This window comes from Pseudomonas sp. P1_F1_2, assembly GCF_056405815.1.
Genome location: NZ_JBFUBK010000069.1, coordinates 16,510 through 32,777 on the forward strand (window position 1 = coordinate 16,510; position 16,268 = coordinate 32,777).

The window sequence follows — 16,268 nt, forward strand, 5'->3', positions numbered from 1 at the left end:
GCAAGCCATGCCGGCAGCATTAAAGAGAGGACGCCCGGCGAAGGAAAAAGTTTGGATTGATCGACGACATTTCTCCGGTATCAAACAAACATCCGCAAAAGAATAGTTGCCAGGATCACCGTCGACGCACCGCCGATACGCGTGGAGATCTGTGCGAATGGCATCAGTGACATACGATTGGCCGCTGACAGAATCGCTACATCACCGGTGCCTCCAAGGCCGCTGTGGCAGCAGGTCACGATGGCTGATTCGATGGGGTACATTTTCATCAGGTTGCCGATGAAAAAACCTGCGACGGTCATTGAGACCACTACCGAAACGCAGACTAGAACGTAGCCGATAGAAAAGACTTTTACGACGCTATCGAGCGGAACATACAACATGCCCAGACCGATCATGACGGGCCAGATGAAGGCGGCGGAAACCAGTTTGTAGAAACTGTTCGCACCTTTTTCCAGTTTTTCCGGCAAGACACGCACGTACTTAAAGAGCACGGCGGCGAGGATCATCATGACAGGACCTGGAATTCCCACGACTTTTTCAAGCAGACCGCCCAGGACGAAGAAGGCGCAGATGATCAAGACGCCTGCACCCATCAGTCTGAAATCGAATACCGAGTTGCTCTCTTCCTTGACCTGGAATTTGTCATTCTCGTCCTTGGCCCGGATCAGTGATCCTTCGCCATTGAGGTGCGGGCGTTTGAGCGCCAGACGGGCCAGATAACCCGCGCAGATAATCGCCGCGATGTTGCCGACCACAGCGGCCGGCGCCAATTGGGCAACGTAGATGTCTGGCGTGCCACCGAGGATCGCAGAGTAGGCCAGCGACAGCGGCAATATCCCTTCACCAATCCCTCCGCCAATGATCGGAACAATGATGAAAAAGAAGGTGTGGTAGAAACTGTAGCCGACCAGTTTCCCTACAAGGAGCCCACTGCCCACGGCAGCCACGGTTCCGACAAGCAGCGGTATGAACATCCTGATCATGCCTTGAACCAGAATAAAGCGACTCATCCCCAGAATGCTGCCGACGACCAGGCTGGCAATGACGAAGTACAAAAAGTTGGCTTCCTTCATCAACATTTTTGTCGCGTCAATGGTGGCGGGTCCGAAGAAGCCATAGAACACAAGAATGGAGGGCAGCATCAAGCACAGAATGGCGCCGCCACCGATTTCCTTCAGGATCGGCAGACGTGAGCCCAGTTGGCCAAAAAACACGCCCATTGTCATGATGATGGCGAGGCCGCCGATCATGTTCTTAGGCAATAAACCCAAGTGGGCTGACAGATAAACGATCACCGCGATGCCGAGAAAAACCGGTAGCGGGATAACACCAATTTCATAGGCACACAGACTGCGCAAGCGCTGACGAAACCCGGTATCGCGGGTGTCCTCGATTTTTAGAGACGGCTCATAAGACTTGTTCATGGTGCTATTTCCTCATGTTGTTTTTATCGAGGATTCAGAAACTCACGGTTAACCAGGTGCTTGTTTCCACTCGGTAGTTCGATGCTATCCTTCGCAAATAACGAGATAAATAGCGGAACTATGAGGCGTATGAACACGAATCGTGATCAATTTCCCTTGCCGGAAGATCTCAAGGTCTTTCTCACCGTCATTCGAAAAAATGGCTTTGCCAGTGCCGCAGAAGAGCTCGGTTATTCACCGGCTTACATCAGCAAGCGTATTTCAGTATTGGAGTCGACGCTGTCTACAAAGCTGTTGCACCGCACGACAAGACGTATCGCGTTGACCGACGATGGCGAACGAACCCGACTATGGGCAGAAAAGCTGCTGGGTGACCTTGACGATTTTGTGGGCGAAATATCTGAAGCGCGGCATGAACCCACGGGTTCCTTGCACATTTGCAGCAGCTTCGGTTTTGGACGCAACCACGTAGCGCCCGCCCTCTGCAAACTGTCGCAGACCTTCCCGAAACTCGACATCCGCCTGGACGTGTTTGACCGCGTCGTCGATATCGTCGGGGAGGGGTTCGACCTGGAGATCCGTGTGGGGGATGACCTGCCGGGTCAGCACTTGGGGCGAAAGCTTGTGAGCAACCGACGAGTGCTGTGTGCGACACCGGRGTACCTGGCGCGCAGAGGCATGCCTCGCTCACTGGATGACTTGAAAAACCATGATTGTCTGGTCCTGAAAGAGCGCGATAACGCATTTGGCGTCTGGAACCTGACAAAGGACGGACAGGAAGAGTCGGTGCGAGTCAGCGGCCCGTTGTCTTCCAACAATGGCGAGATCGTACTGGAATGGGCGTTGAGCGGAGGAGGGATCCTGTTGCGGTCGATGTGGGACGTAAAGCCGATGCTGGAACAGGGGCGTTTGGTGCAGGTACTTCACGAATACACCCAGAGTGCGAACGTTTGGGCGGTGTACCCCACAAGGCTCAGCCAGTCAGCGAAGTTGAGGGTTTGTGTCGAGTTTCTCGAAGAGTATTTTCGCAAGCTGTCACTTGATTGAGGTGTCGGCGGAGGACCAATTGGCAGTCCACCGCCAGCCCCTGATTGCGATTACAGCCAGGGATTTTCCGACAGGTGCCGGAATTCAAAACTTCTGATTTGCTCTGCACGCTGCAGGGTGGTGCCGATGGCATCAAGCCCCAGCAGCAACGATTGCTTGCGCAGCTGATCGATCTCGAAAGCAACGACCGATCCGTCAGCCAGTCGGATTTCCTGCTCGGGCAAATTCACGCTGATCTTCGCGGTTTCCGCGACGCTGATGACCCCCGCAATGTGTTTCAGTTGGGCCTCAGACACTTGAATGGCGAGTACGCCATTGCGTTGGCAATTATCGTAAAAAATACCGGCAAAGCTGGTGYCGATAAGCGCGCGGATACCCACCTGCTTCAGGCCCCAAACAGCGTGCTCGCGGCTTGAACCACAACCAAAGTTAGGCCCGACCACTAAAAACGCCGCATCGCTCCACGCCGGTTGGTTGAGGATGAAATCGGGGTTCGGCGCCCCTGACTCAAGGAACCGCAGATCGAAAAACAGGCCTCGGTCCAACCCTTTGCGATCAATGCCTTTGAGGAACTGCTTGGGCATGATCACGTCGGTGTCGATGTTGGAAGCCAGAAACGGCGCGGCGCTGCCACTCACGGTATCGAAAGGTTGCATGTTTCAAGCCTCCAGGGCGAATGAACGAACGTCGGTCAAGTGCCCGGTGATCGCCGCAGCGGCCACCATGGCAGGGCTCATCAAGTGAGTACGAGCCCCCGCGCCCTGACGTCCTTCAAAATTGCGATTGGTACTGGATGCGCAGCGATCACCGGGTGCAAGCACGTCGTCATTCATGGCCAGGCACATCGAGCAGCCCGATTGACGCCACTCAAAACCGGCGTCAAGGAAAATTTGTGCAAGCCCTTCCTCTTCAGCCTGGTTGCGGACCAAGGTTGAGCCGGGAACGATCATCGCGCGTACATGAGTCGCAACACGCTTGCCGCGCACAACGCGAGCGACATCCCGCAAGTCTTCAATTCGAGCGTTGGTGCACGAGCCAATGAATGCGTGGCTGATCACCACATCGCTCAGCGGCATTCCCGGGGTTAGCCCCATGTAGTCCAGCGCTCGTTGCATGCCTTGGCGAAGAATGAAGTCTGGCTGTGCGGCGGGGTCCGGCACATGACCGCCCACGGGCGCGGCCTGGTCCGGACTCGTTCCCCACGTGACCATCGGCTCCAGTGCATTGACGTCGAGCGTCACTTCGCGATCGAAGTGCGCCCCTTCGTCACTGTGCAGCGCTCGCCATTTGGCGACTGCCTTTTCCCACAACTCACCTTGAGGCGCGCGTGGCTTGAGTTGCAGGTAGGCAAATACCTTGTCATCTGGTGCCATGAAGGCGCCCCTCGCGCCGGCTTCAACGGCCATGTTGCAGATGGTCATTCTGGCTTCGACGCTGAGGTCTGTGATGGCCGGGCCGGCAAACTCGATCGCGTAGCCGGTGGCACCTGATGCACCGATGTTTTCAATCAGCGCCATGATGATGTCTTTGGATGTCACGCCGGGCCCAAGTATCCCGTTCACCGTGACGCGCAGAGTCTTCAGGCGCTTGTAGACAAGCGTCTGCGATGCCAGCAAGTGCTCGATTTCAGAAGTGCCAATGCCGAAACCGAATGCCCCCAATGCACCATAGGTGGTGGTGTGGCTGTCACCCGCGGCGACCACCATTCCGGGCAATATAAAGCCTTGCTCGGGCGCGACAACGTGTTCGATACCCTGGCGCTTGTCGAGCACGTCAAACAGTTCGATACCGAAGTCACGGCAGTTTTCTTCGAAGTACGACACCTGCTGTGCGCCACCTGAGTCCGGCATGGTCGCAATGCGAACGGGGGTTGTCGGGTTAACGTGGTCGACAACCGCCAGCGTTGCACTCGGGCGCCAGACGCTGCGGCCCGCTTCACGCATGCCGCTGAATGCCTGCGGACTGGTGTATTCGTTGGCGACTTGTCGGTCTATGTACAGGAGCACATGACCTTCATCATCAAGAGGGCAAACGGTGTGGCTGTCGATGTGCTTCTGATAGAGGGTTCTGGGGCTGTTCATGGGGACGGGCTCTTTCTCTGTCTTATGCGAGATCACGGATTCAACCTGTGAACAGCATATTCATCGCAGATATTGCATCAAGAGCACTAAAGTGAAGGCGTTACACACGTAATGTGAATAATCAACGCCCCCATCCGACTGGCTACACCCGCTTCGCCATCAACAACACCGAAGCCGCCGCCGACAGCAACCCCGCGCAGCACCGGTTAAACATCCGCTTGCCGGAAGGCTCGGCAAACCAGCGACGCATGTGCAAACCCATGTAGGCGTACGCACTGATCGCGATCCATTCCAGTACCAAAAACAACGCACCGAGCAACGCGAATTGCGGCGTCACTGCGCGGGTCGGATCGACGAATTGGGGCAGGAACGCGGTGAAGATCAGGATGGCCTTGGGATTGCCGGCCGCCACCAGGAACTCCTGCCGCGCCAGGGCCAGTACACCGACGGGCGCGCGGGTGTCGACACGCTCGGCGCCAGGGTCGGCGCGCCACAATTGCCAGGCGAGGTAAAACAGATAGGCCGCGCCGAGAATCTTGATCCCGTAGAACAGCAGCTCGGAGGTTTGCAGCACCACCGCCAACCCGGCGGAGGCGAGGGCGATCATCCCGGCAAACGCCAGCAACCGACCGATCCCGGCCACGCAGGAGGCGCGATAGCCGTAACGCGTCGAGTTGCTGACCGACAGCAGGTTATTCGGGCCGGGCGCCATGTTCAGGGCAAAGCAGGCGGGCAAAAAAAGCGTGAGGGTGGCGAGGTCCATGGCGAGTCTCCGGGAGCGAGAGCGCTATTTTTATCATGGAGGTTGTACGGTTTTCCCCGTACAGCCGTGGACGCAAGCCGCAGTACACTTTCGTTACTTGGCAAATTTTCTCGCGCCCGCCACACAGAAAATCACCGCTACCGTAACCCCGAGCATGCCGATGCTGACCTGTTCGTGCAGTAATGTCGCCGCCAGCGCCAAGCCAAAAAACGGCTGCAACAGTTGAAGTTGCCCCACCGCCGCAATCCCGCCCTGCGCCAGCCCGCGATACCAGAACACAAAACCGATCAGCATGCTGAACAGCGACACATACGCCAGGCTGAACCAGGCCGGTGTGCTGATGTGGGTGAACGAGGCGGGCAGGCGCCACCAGGTCAATGCCGCCATGACCGGCAACGCCAGCACCAGTGCCCAGCTAATCACTTGCCAACCGCCGAGCGTCCGGGACAGCTTCGCGCCTTCGGCATACCCCAGGCCGCAGGCGAGGATCGCCAACAGCATCAGGATGTCGCCTTGCGGCGAGGCGGTCAGGCCCTGTGACACGGCGAAGCCGACCACCAACAGACTGCCCAACACCGAGAACAGCCAGAATACCGGTCGCGGCCGCTCGCCACCGCGCAAGACCCCGAACACCGCAGTCGCCAGCGGCAGCAGGCCAACGAACACGATGGAATGCGCCGACGTCACGTATTGCAGGGCCAGCGCGGTCAACAGCGGAAATCCGACCACCACGCCCAGTGCCACGATGATCAAGGGCAGTAATTGGCTTCGTGCCGGGCGCTTTTCCTTGAATATCAGCAGCAGGCAGAGCGCCAGAAGGGCGGCGATGGTGGCACGGGCGACCGTGAGGAAAACGGGGTCGAATTCCAGTACCGCCACCCGTGTCGCGGGCAGCGAGCCGCTGAATATCACGACCCCGATCAGGCCATTGATCCAGCCGCCGGCCTGATTTTCCAGGGGGCGGTTTTCCAGCGTCCGGTTTTGCAGCTCAGAAGTGCGTTCCATTTCATTCACGCTCAAGGTCGGGTTGCATGAAACCCATCGTATGACCGAGTATCGATACAATCAAAAAATTGTCATGGATACATCCCGATATGCCGCGCTCCCGATACAAGTCGCTGGTCGACACCTTTGCCGCTGATATTCGCGCTGGCCGTCTACCTCCCGGTACGCGCTTGCCCACGCACCGGCAACTGGCTGCCACCGAAGGGTTGGCATTGGTTACGGCCAGCCGGGTCTATGCAGAGCTCGAAGCCATGGGGCTGGTCAGTGGTGAAACGGGGCGGGGCACGTTCGTCCGGGAAACCTCGCTGTTGCCCGGCCAGGGCATCGAACAACCCGACGTGGCGGCGGGGATGATCGATCTCAATTTCAACTATCCCTCGGTGCCGGGGCAGGCGGACCTGTTGCGCCAGGCATTGCGCCAACTCGCGCTGTCCGGTGACCTGGAGGCGCATTTGCGCTACCAGCCGCATGCAGGCCGCCTGCATGAGCGGGCCTCGATTGCGCGGCACTTGTTGACGCGAGGACTGACGGTCGAGGCCGAGCAGATTCTGATTGTCAGTGGGGCTCAGCATGGATTGGCGGTGACCCTGATGGCGTTGCTCAAACCCGGTGACGTGATCGCGGCTGACGCGTTGACCTACCCCGGGTTCAAGCTGCTGGCCGAGGCGTTGCATCTTGAAGTGGTGCCCATTCCTGTCTCCGATCAGGGGCCTGATCTCGATGCCTTCGCCGGGCTCTGCCGCAGCCGCTTGGTGCGCGCGGTCTACACCATGCCGACGCTGCACAATCCGCTGGGATGGGTGATGCCGGCGGATCAGCGCGCCCGGTTGGTGGCAATTGCGCGTCAGCATGACCTGCTGATCATTGAAGACGCTGCGTACGCGTTTCTCGCAGAACAAGCGCCACTGCCCATCGTCGAGTTGGCACCGGAAAGAACGGTCTACGTTTCAGGGTTTTCCAAGAACATCGCCACCGGGTTGCGCGTCGGTTTCGTCGCCGCGCCTGCGCACTGGGTGGAGGCATTGAAGCGCACGATCAAGGCCACCACCTGGAACACCCCCGGCGTGATGACCGCCATCGCCTGCGCATGGCTCGACGATGGAACGGTCAGTACGCTGGAAGCGCAAAAACGCGCGGATGCCCAGGCCCGGCAGATTTTGGCTGGTGAGGTGTTGGCGGGTCTGCGCGTGGTCAGCCATCCCTCGTCCTATTTTCTTTGGCTGCCGCTGGCGGAGGATGCAAGGGCGGACCAGATCGCCATGGCCTTGATGCGCGAGCACGTGTCGGTGTCCACCGCCGAGCCGTTTGCCACCTCTGTTCATGTGCCCCATGCGATCCGCCTGGCGCTCGGCTCGGTGGGCATGGACACGCTGCGGGAGGCGCTGATGGCGGTGAAGCGAGTGGTGGGGGCTTATACCTGACGAAACTGGCCGAACGGCGTTAGTTTTGCAATTGAGAATGATCTAGACTTCGTTTTCATTTGCCGGAGGTCCGTCGCGCGTGGAAGTTCTGATGTTTTTTTATGATTATTTGTCCCGATGGGTGATTGAGCCGGTCGCCGACCAGTTTTTCGGCATTTTCGATTTGAACGGCCGCTTCGGCCTGCTGTTTCTTATGACTTCCTACAGCGTCGCCTATGGGCTGTTCTGCTACCGCAAATCCCGTGGTTTGACCGACGCCTCTACGTTCTGGCAATTCATCGGTGGCCGCCGGGTTCACCTGCATCGCTCGGCGTTGCTGGATTACCGCTACTACTTCGTCCGCGCCATTTTGAAAGTCATGCTGGTGCTGCCCATCTTCGGCCTGGTGGACGCCTATATCCTGCGCTCCGGCGACTACGTGCATTTTTTCACTGAGCTGTGGGGCGCGCGCCTGCAAGTCGAGGAACACCCCGTGTTGTCGCTGACCTATGGCCTGGGTGTGTTCATGGTCAAGGATTTCGCCAACTATTGGGGCCATCGCGCCTTTCACTCCCGCTGGCTGTGGGACTTTCACAAGGTCCATCACTCGGCGCCGGTGCTGGTCCCGGCAACCGCCAGCCGAATCCACTTCGTGGAAAAAATAGTCGAGAAGGTGACCAATACGCTGTGCATCGGTGCCTTTGCCGGGATCTTCTGGTACGCCTGTGGCGGCGAAATCAGCCGCTACACCTTGTTTGGCGTGACCTGGATGGTGCTGATCCTCAACGGCTTTGCGGCCAACCTGCGCCATACCCATGTCTGGCTGTCGTTTGGGCCGGTGATCGAACATGTGCTGAACAGCCCGGCCCAACACCAGATTCATCACAGCGATGCGCCGAAACACTTCAACAAGAACTTTGGCATCAACCTGTCACTCTGGGACTGGATGTTCGGCACGCTTTACGTCACCACCCCCCAGCCCGAAGCGCTCCGCTTTGGCACTGGCGATGCGGATCACCAGCGTTACCTGACGGTGTACAGCCTGATCGTGACGCCTTTCATGGACATCGCCCGCAAAATCGGCCTGGCGAAGCGTCCGAGGGCCGCTGTGCCAGAGGCTGTCGACGTACCTTAGGGTGTTCCTCTTCGGTAAACGCACACCACCTATCAAAACCATGACCTACGCTTGTTCACAGACGCCTGTTCAGTGAGCAACGCTTGCGCTTGGGCGAGATTTAATCAGCACTCACAAAAACAAGATCTGGAGACTGCTTATGTTCGCTGCGATCCGCCGCTTCAATTATGCCGTTGCCGTGGCTATTACCGCTGCCGCGCTCTCGACACCTGCCATGGCGCTGGACACCGTTAAGTTCATGGCCCCGGGGTCGGTCGGTGGCGGCTATGACCAGACTGCCCGCCAGTTGGGCAAAGCCTTGATCGAAGCCGGTGTCGCCAAAAGCGCCACCTACGAAAACAAGGGCGGCGCCGGCGGTACGCTGGGGCTGGCGCAGTTTGCCAATAGCACCAAGGGTGATGGCGAAGCGTTGCTGGTGGTCGGCGCAATCATGGTCGCGGGCATTGAGCAGAACAAACCGCAAATCACCTTGAAGGACGTGACGCCGATTGCCCGACTGTTCACGGAGTACAACGTGATTGCCGTGCGCAAGGAATCCGAGTTCAAAACCCTTGAAGAGCTGCTTGCAGCCTTTAAAGACAAACCGACCAGCATCACCTGGGGTGGCGGTTCCAAGGGCTCGATCGATCACATCGGGATCGCCGAACTGGCCGGCAAAATGAATATCCCGGTCGATAAGGTCAACTACATCGCTACCGGCGGTGGCGGCGAAGTGGTTGCACAGGCGTTGGGCGGCCAGATCAAAGTGATCACCGGGGGGTATGCGGAATTGGGCCAATACATCAAGGCCGGCCAGTTCCGTGTGCTCGCCATTGGTGCTCCGGCACGCGTTGCCGGGATCGATGCACCGACCCTCAAAGAGAAGGGCTACGACGTGACGATCGGCAACTGGCGCGGTGTCTACGGCGCCGCAGGCCTGAGCCCCGAGCAGCGCCAGACACTGACCGACGCCGTGGTGGCTGCCGCCAAGAGCAAATCCTGGCAGGACAATATTCAAATCAACGCATGGTCGCCGAGTATTTTGACCGGCGATGAATTCGGCAAGTTTGTTGACGAAGAACACGTGCGCCTACGGGAGATGCTGGTCAAAGTCGGGCTGATTTGACATGAGCGGACCCCGTACCATCGTGGTGCCACAGTTGGCGATTGGCCTTGGCCTCATCGCCATCAGTGGCGTTCTGGCGTTCGGTGCCTGGCGGTTTCCTCCTGAAAGGGGCTTCGTGATTTTGGGCGCTCATGTCTATCCCATGGGGCTGGCGGTGTTCCTCGGTGTCGTCGGTTTGCTCTTGAGTTACCAGGCCAGTACCGGTGGGTTCCGCGAATTGGCGGACCACAATGACGAGTCGGCCAAGGTGCTGCCCGCCGGCAAGCTCGGTGCCGCCTGGGTGACGGCGGGGCTGGTGGGGGTTGCGTTGTTGATTAACCTCATCGGCTTCGTCCTCTCGGCCGGGTTGCTGTTTGCCTGTTCGGCACGTGGGTTCGGCAGTCGCCATCCGCTTCGGGACCTGGCCATCGGCATTGCCTTGACGCTACCGATTTACTGGCTGTTCAACGTCGGGCTCGGCGTTTCCCTGCCGCCCCTTATCAACGCCTGGCTCTGATCCGGCCCGAAGGAGTGCAATCCGGTGGATATTCTTGCAAGCCTGGCGATGGGGTTTTCCGCCGCGTTGTCGCCGATCAATTTGATGTGGGGATTTATCGGCTGCCTGCTCGGTACGGCGATCGGCGTGTTGCCCGGTATCGGTCCGGCACTGACGGTGGCGCTGTTGCTGCCGATCACGGCCAAGGTTGATCCCACCGGAGCGTTGATCATGTTCGCCGGTATTTACTACGGCGCACAGTTTGGCGGCTCGACCACCTCCATCCTGCTCAACACGCCGGGGGAGTCGTCCTCCATGGTCACAGCGCTGGAAGGTAACCTGATGGCCCGCAACGGTCGGGCCGGGCCGGCACTCGCCACCGCGGCCATCGGTTCATTTGTCGCCGGAACCATCGCCACAATCCTGCTGACGCTGTTTGCGCCCGTGGTGGCCACGCTGGCGCTGAAATTTGGTCCAGCGGAATATTTTGCGATCCTGGTGCTGTCGTTCACCACCGTGTCGGCGGTACTCKGCGCATCGATGCTGCGCGGTTTTGCCTCACTGGGGGTTGGCCTGACCATCGGGCTGATCGGCCTGGACTCGACCTCTGGCATCGCCCGCTACACGCTGGGCGTGCCGGAACTGGTGGACGGCATCGAAGTGGTGTTGGTGGCGGTCGGTTTGTTTGCGGTGGGGGAGGCGTTGTACAGCCTGCTCTACCAGAGAGAAGAAACCAGCGGCCGGCATCGCATGTCTTCGTTGTGGATGACCCGCGCCGACTGGAAACGCTCGGTTCCGGCCTGGCTGCGCGGCACGTTGATCGGTTTTCCGTTCGGCTCGATTCCGGCGGGTGGTGCCGAGATTCCGACGTTTCTGTCCTATTCGGCCGAGCGCAAGCTGAGTAAATACCCGAAAGAGTTTGCCGGCAGCAAAGGCGAGGGCGCGATTGAAGGGGTCGCCGGCCCCGAAGCGGCCAACAATGCCAGCGCGACCGGTTCGTTGGTGCCGCTGCTGACCCTGGGCATCCCGACCTCCGCCACGGCGGCGATCCTGCTGGCCGCGTTCCAGAATTACAACCTGCAACCGGGCCCGATGTTGTTCCAGACCTCGGGCGACCTGGTCTGGACCCTTGTCGCCTCGCTGTACATCGGCAACGTCATCCTGCTGGTGCTGAACCTGCCGCTGGTGGGACTGTGGGTCAAGTTGCTGCAAATCCCACGGCCCTATTTGAACGCCGGCATCCTGGTGTTTGCCACCATCGGCGTGTACGGGATGCGCCACTCGTCATTTGATTTGCTGCTGATGCTTGGCATCGGTTGGGGCGGGGTGCTGATGCGCCGTTTCGACTTTCCCGTGGCGCCTGTGATCGTGGGCATGCTGCTGGGGCCGATGGCGGAGAAGCAGTTGCGCAACGCCTTGTCGATCAGTCAGGGCGACTGGACGACCTTCTTTACCCAACCCATCGCCGCGTCGTTCCTCGCATTGACGCTGCTGGTGCTGGTCGTTCCGCATGTGCTCCATTCCCGGGGCATCAAGCTACACGAGGACGATTGAGTCAACGCCCGTGCCTTGTAGCAGCTGCCGAAGGCTGCGTTCGGCGGCGCAGCCGTCGTAAAACCTGAATGCACGTCGTACCTGAAACACCGAGTCGTCGGGTCTGACGACGGCTGCGCCGCCGAACGCAGGCTTCGCCAGCTGCTACAAAAACGTGCCAATGCTTTAGGCAGTTTTCTTCAATACGCAGGGTTGGGTGCTCGTTACCGTGGGCGCTGATTTCCCTGAATTGAAGAAGGTGTGCGATGAGTCTGATTATCTCCATGGCAACGTTTGCCCTGGTCGCGTCGATAACGCCGGGGCCGGTGAACATTGTGGCGTTGAGTTCGGGCGCGCAGTACGGCTTTCACGCCAGTCAACGGCATGTCGCCGGGGCAACGCTGGGGTTCGTTTTGTTGCTGGTGCTGATGGGGCTGGGGTTGCATGAGGTCTTGCGGTTGTGGCCGGCGCTGACGCGGGTGGTGCAACTGGCGGGCGTGGCGTTCTTGTTGTTCATGGCCTGGAAACTGGCGGCGGACGATGGCCGTCTCGACGCCAACGCGACGGGCCGGGCGCCGTCGATGTTATACGGCGCAGTCATGCAATGGCTCAACCCCAAGGCGTGGCTGGCGTGTGTGGCGGGGATGGGCGCCTTCGTCGCGGACGGTGAGGCACGGTTGGTGTGGCAGTTCGCGGCGGTGTATCTGGTGATCTGTTATGTGTCGGTGGGTTGCTGGGTGTATGCCGGGACATTTTTGCGCGGCTACTTGAGCAACCCGGCGGGCATGCGCCTGTTCAACCGGACCATGGCGGTGCTGTTGGCCGTGTGTGCGGTGTACCTGTTATTGCCCTGATCAGCCGCGATACTGTCCCGGTGTCGCGGCCAGGTGCTGTTTGAATGCCCGCTGAAAATGCGCCTGATCAGCAAACCCGGCTTCCAGCGCGACATCGGCGATCAACTTGCCGTTACGCAATTGATCCCGGGCGAACTGGATACGCCGGTTGACCAGGAACGCGTGAGGCGTCATGCCGTAATGCTGTTTGAAGGCGCGGATCAAGTAGGACGGTGACAACTGCGCCGCTTCGCAGATGTCTTCAAGCTTGAGCAGGTGCGTGCAGTTGTCGCGGATGTAGTCGGCGGCCCGTTCGAGCTTGAAATTGGGTTCGCGCAACGGGAGGTCGAGCGGTTCGAGTCGCTGTTGCACATCGGTAAAAAACTCCACCGCCGCACTGTGTTTTCGCAGCACATCCTGTTCGGGATCGACCAATATTTCGTAGAACTTTTGCAGGCCGACAAACAGCTGTGGATCGCGGGTATGGGTGGTGGAAAACCGCCGGAACGCCGAGTCCTGGTTGAAGCCGAGCTGATGCTGCAAATCGGTCAGCCACGGCGTCTCGACATACAGCATCAGGTACGACCATGGCTGATCGTCGATTGGATTGCAGGCGTGCACGTCATGGGGATTCATCAGCACCACGGTACCGGCGCTGACCTGAAACGCCGATTGCTCATGGTGGTAAGTGCTGCACCCGGCGGTAATCGCACCGATGGAAAAATGCTCGTGGGCGTGTCGGGTGTAGCAGACTTCGCGGCCGTCGGCGATCGCGCGGGCCTCGATGAAAGGCAGGGCTTCATCACGCCAGAAGCGCGGGGCTTTGTCGGCGTTTTTGGCAGCAGCGTGCTTCATCTTCGGCGTCCTCGACAGGTCAGCCCTGGAGTGTATTAGCTCTCGCCGTCAAAGGCTCGTTGCAGCTCGGCAATGTCGAGTTTTTTCATCTGCATCATGGCCTGCATGGCGCGCTGGGACTTGGTCGTGTCCGGATTATTCAGCATCTCCATGAACGGAATCGGCACGATTTGCCAGGACAGGCCGAATTTGTCCTTGAGCCAGCCACACTGCTGGGCCTGTGAGTCGCCGCCGTTGGAGAGCTCACCCCAGTAGTAGTCGATTTCCTCCTGGGTCTGGCAATTGACCTGGAAGGACACCGCTTCATTGAACTTGAAATGCGGGCCGCCATTGAGGCCGGTAAAAGGTTGCCCGTCGAGCTCGAAGCTGACCGTCAGCACCCACCCTTCGGGCATGCCGTGAACCTCCTGGCCGGCCTTGCCGTAATGGGTGGTGCCGGTGATTTTTGAATGATCGAAGATCGAGCAGTAATACTTCGCCGCCTCTTCGGCCTGAGTGTCGAACCAGAGGCACGGAGTCAGTTTTTGCACGCGATGCATGGTGGCGCTCCTCTACGGGTTACTCATGCTGGACTATCAGCGTAGTCAGCCTGTCGCCACTTGGTTGGACCGTAGATCGACAACTGGCTGAAAAAATGAAGTCATATTGACTTGGATCATGGTCATATCGACTAATTTGTGCCGTGGTCGATATGACTCGTATTTCTTCAAGTCATTGATTTTAAATGGGTCACTACCTGGCACGAGACTTGATACGTCCTACGTACAACTGATCTGATTCAGGAGTACGACAAAATGTTCGATTTTTTCAATAACCCGCTGAACGTTCTGCACCTGTCGAGCAAAGTGCTGGGTGCTGGCCTGACCATGCTGTTTGCCGGTATCTACGGCGCCTATCTGTACGCCGGTCCGATGTCGATTGTGCTGCTGGTGTCGATGCATGCCATGACCATCATCGGGCCTACGTTCCTCAAGATTGGCTACGTCATGCGCCTGCTGGCCCAATATCGGTTGAGTAAAGGCCTGACTCCAGCGGTGGTTTGAGGCCGGTTGGCAAGCCCGGAACTAGCGGTTGAGGACACGCTGGTCGGCGATCCACCGGGTGGCCAGATCGATGAAGGCGCGCAGTTTTGGCTGTGTCAGCGTACGGCTCGGAAAGTACAGGTACAAGGCCGTGCTCAAAGGGACAAACGGTTGCAGCACGCGCTCCAACTGACTCGTCGTCAATTCGTCGATGATCTCCAGATCGCAGGCATACGCCAATCCCTGGCCATTGCGGGCGGCAGAGATCAGCAGCCGGCGATCATTGACCGTCAACCCGCCCTCGACGCCTACCGTAAAATCGCGTTCGTTACRGCGAAACTCCCAGCGGTGAGCACTGCCGGAGGTCGAGAAGCGAAATCCTATGCATTCATGTCCGGTCAGTTCTTCGGGGCTGAGTGGTTTTCCAGCCTTGGCGAAATAGTCCGGCGAGCCCACCACCGACCACTGCAAATCCGATGTCAGGCGCACGGCGATCATGTCTTTCTCTATGGACTCACCGAGTCGGATCCCCGCGTCGAAACCGCCGGTCATCAAGTCGACGGTGGCATCGTCCAGGGAGATATCGAGGCTGACTTGCGGATACGCCTGGCGAAACAGCGGAATCAGCGGCTCGATCAATAAAGCGCCGGACAACCGTGGCGCGGTGATGCGCAGCGTGCCCATCGGTTGATCGCGGAAACCGCCGAGCATCGCCAGCGCTTCATCGATCTCGCTGGCCGCCGGACGCAAGCGAGCAAACAGATTGGCACCGGCCTCGGTCAAGGCGACCCGGCGTGTGGTGCGCTGAAACAACAGCACACCGGTACGACGTTCCAACAGCTTGATCGCATGGCTGACTGCCGTCGCCAATACCGCCATTGAACACTTCGGGCGCATTGACGTGCTGGTCAACAACGCCGGTTACGGCTTGCTCGGAGCGGTCGAGGAAGCCAGTGCCGATGAAGTCCGGCGCCTGTACGAAACCAATGTGTTCGGCCTGTTGAATGTCACCCGTGCCGTTCTGCCCCACATGCGCGCCGCTCGCAACGGGCATGTGATCAATCTCTCGTCCGTGGGTGGCTACGCGTCGGGGCCGGGTTTCGGCGTGTATTGCTCGACCAAATTTGCCGTCGAAGGCTTGAGCGAGGCGTTGCATGCCGAGTTGGCGCCGCTGGGCATCAAAGTGACCGTGGTGGAGCCCGGCTACTTCCGTACTGAATTCCTCGAAGGTAATTCATTGGTCGAATCCCCGTCCTCGATTGGCGACTACGACGGCACGGCGGGTCAGGTGCGCCAAATCGCCAAGGCTGTGACCCTCAATCAGCCGGGTGATCCGGACAAACTCGCGCAGACCATGATCACCTTGGTGGAATCACAAAATGCGCCGCTGCGCCTGCCGCTGGGCAGTGACTGTGTGGCGGCGATTGAAGCCAAAAAAACCTTTGTTGCCGCAGAGCTGCAGGCATGGCGTGAAGTGTCGGTGTCCACTGACTTCTAAACCCCCCGTAGCAGCTGCCGAGCCCGCGAGGCTGCGTTCGGCGACGAAGTCGTCGTGAAGCCAGACACTGCGGTGTATCAGTTACACCG

17 protein-coding genes are annotated in these 16,268 nt (G+C 59.0%); 9 read left to right on the top strand and 8 right to left on the bottom strand.

All coding sequences use genetic code 11. The annotated features are described in order from the left end of the window. Positions 1 to 80 precede the first annotated feature (80 nt). The gene (locus tag AC1D2P_RS19845) at positions 81 to 1,427 is read right to left on the bottom strand and encodes a 2-hydroxycarboxylate transporter family protein (RefSeq protein WP_046032085.1); all 1,347 of its coding nucleotides are present in this window, start codon (positions 1,425 to 1,427) and stop codon (positions 81 to 83) included. Positions 1,428 to 1,556: 129 nt separating this feature from the next. On the opposite strand from AC1D2P_RS19845, the gene AC1D2P_RS19850 reads away from it, so the two are divergent. Beyond that, a complete protein-coding gene (locus AC1D2P_RS19850; protein WP_477811558.1) occupies positions 1,557 to 2,474 on the top strand; it encodes a LysR substrate-binding domain-containing protein in 918 nt (305 codons plus the stop codon). Positions 2,475 to 2,524: 50 nt separating this feature from the next. Here AC1D2P_RS19850 and leuD read toward each other — a convergent pair whose 3' ends face one another. The 4 genes from leuD to AC1D2P_RS19870 all read right to left on the bottom strand — a co-directional run bounded on the left by leuD (position 2,525) and on the right by AC1D2P_RS19870 (position 6,323). Beyond that, entirely contained in the window at positions 2,525 to 3,130 is a 606-nt protein-coding gene (leuD, locus tag AC1D2P_RS19855; protein ID WP_477811555.1) for a 3-isopropylmalate dehydratase small subunit, read from the bottom strand. A gap of 3 nt (positions 3,131 to 3,133) precedes the next feature. Next, on the bottom strand, positions 3,134 to 4,555 hold the full coding sequence (leuC, locus tag AC1D2P_RS19860; RefSeq protein ID WP_046032088.1) for a 3-isopropylmalate dehydratase large subunit: 1,422 nt from the start codon (positions 4,553 to 4,555) through the stop codon (positions 3,134 to 3,136). A 142-nt stretch (positions 4,556 to 4,697) separates the two neighbouring features. Next, complete coding sequence (locus tag AC1D2P_RS19865) at positions 4,698 to 5,318, bottom strand: LysE family translocator (RefSeq protein WP_223523592.1); 621 nt, start codon at positions 5,316 to 5,318, stop codon at positions 4,698 to 4,700. Between the two features lie 93 nt (positions 5,319 to 5,411). Beyond that, complete coding sequence (locus tag AC1D2P_RS19870; protein ID WP_477758288.1) at positions 5,412 to 6,323, bottom strand: DMT family transporter; 912 nt, start codon at positions 6,321 to 6,323, stop codon at positions 5,412 to 5,414. 89 nt (positions 6,324 to 6,412) lie between these two features. On the opposite strand from AC1D2P_RS19870, the gene AC1D2P_RS19875 reads away from it, so the two are divergent. The 6 genes from AC1D2P_RS19875 (at position 6,413) to AC1D2P_RS19900 (ending at position 12,825) form a co-directional block, all read left to right on the top strand. Then, complete coding sequence (locus tag AC1D2P_RS19875; RefSeq protein ID WP_477758289.1) at positions 6,413 to 7,744, top strand: aminotransferase-like domain-containing protein; 1,332 nt, start codon at positions 6,413 to 6,415, stop codon at positions 7,742 to 7,744. Positions 7,745 to 7,835: 91 nt separating this feature from the next. After that, positions 7,836 to 8,858: a sterol desaturase family protein gene (locus AC1D2P_RS19880; RefSeq protein ID WP_258665936.1), complete on the top strand. Its 1,023-nt coding sequence runs from the start codon at positions 7,836 to 7,838 to the stop codon at positions 8,856 to 8,858. 139 nt (positions 8,859 to 8,997) lie between these two features. Continuing rightward, complete coding sequence (locus AC1D2P_RS19885) at positions 8,998 to 9,963, top strand: tripartite tricarboxylate transporter substrate binding protein (protein ID WP_109786558.1); 966 nt, start codon at positions 8,998 to 9,000, stop codon at positions 9,961 to 9,963. A gap of 1 nt (position 9,964) precedes the next feature. Continuing rightward, positions 9,965 to 10,459 (top strand): tripartite tricarboxylate transporter TctB family protein, encoded by a 495-nt coding sequence (locus tag AC1D2P_RS19890; protein ID WP_077432058.1) that lies wholly within the window; start codon positions 9,965 to 9,967, stop codon positions 10,457 to 10,459. A gap of 24 nt (positions 10,460 to 10,483) precedes the next feature. Then, positions 10,484 to 11,992: a tripartite tricarboxylate transporter permease gene (locus AC1D2P_RS19895; protein ID WP_477811556.1), complete on the top strand. Its 1,509-nt coding sequence runs from the start codon at positions 10,484 to 10,486 to the stop codon at positions 11,990 to 11,992. A 245-nt stretch (positions 11,993 to 12,237) separates the two neighbouring features. Next, complete coding sequence (locus AC1D2P_RS19900; protein ID WP_477758291.1) at positions 12,238 to 12,825, top strand: LysE family translocator; 588 nt, start codon at positions 12,238 to 12,240, stop codon at positions 12,823 to 12,825. Here the strand turns inward: AC1D2P_RS19900 and AC1D2P_RS19905 are convergent, their stop codons facing one another. Both AC1D2P_RS19905 and AC1D2P_RS19910 read right to left on the bottom strand, forming a co-directional pair. Next, positions 12,826 to 13,659 carry an AraC family ligand binding domain-containing protein gene (locus tag AC1D2P_RS19905; protein WP_477758292.1) on the bottom strand — a complete coding sequence of 278 codons (834 nt, stop codon included), beginning with the start codon at positions 13,657 to 13,659 and terminating at the stop codon, positions 12,826 to 12,828. 35 nt (positions 13,660 to 13,694) lie between these two features. Next, a complete protein-coding gene (locus tag AC1D2P_RS19910; RefSeq protein ID WP_223523579.1) occupies positions 13,695 to 14,198 on the bottom strand; it encodes a VOC family protein in 504 nt (167 codons plus the stop codon). Between the two features lie 255 nt (positions 14,199 to 14,453). Between AC1D2P_RS19910 and AC1D2P_RS19915 the strand changes: the two genes are divergently transcribed. Then, the gene (locus AC1D2P_RS19915) at positions 14,454 to 14,702 is read left to right on the top strand and encodes a hypothetical protein (RefSeq protein WP_046032099.1); all 249 of its coding nucleotides are present in this window, start codon (positions 14,454 to 14,456) and stop codon (positions 14,700 to 14,702) included. A gap of 21 nt (positions 14,703 to 14,723) precedes the next feature. Here AC1D2P_RS19915 and AC1D2P_RS19920 read toward each other — a convergent pair whose 3' ends face one another. Next, a complete protein-coding gene (locus AC1D2P_RS19920) occupies positions 14,724 to 15,560 on the bottom strand; it encodes a LysR substrate-binding domain-containing protein (RefSeq protein ID WP_477811557.1) in 837 nt (278 codons plus the stop codon). Between AC1D2P_RS19920 and AC1D2P_RS19925 the strand changes: the two genes are divergently transcribed. After that, positions 15,523 to 16,179 (top strand): SDR family NAD(P)-dependent oxidoreductase, encoded by a 657-nt coding sequence (locus tag AC1D2P_RS19925; protein WP_258665930.1) that lies wholly within the window; start codon positions 15,523 to 15,525, stop codon positions 16,177 to 16,179. The genes AC1D2P_RS19920 and AC1D2P_RS19925 overlap by 38 nt on opposite strands. Positions 16,180 to 16,268: the final 89 nt, after the last annotated feature.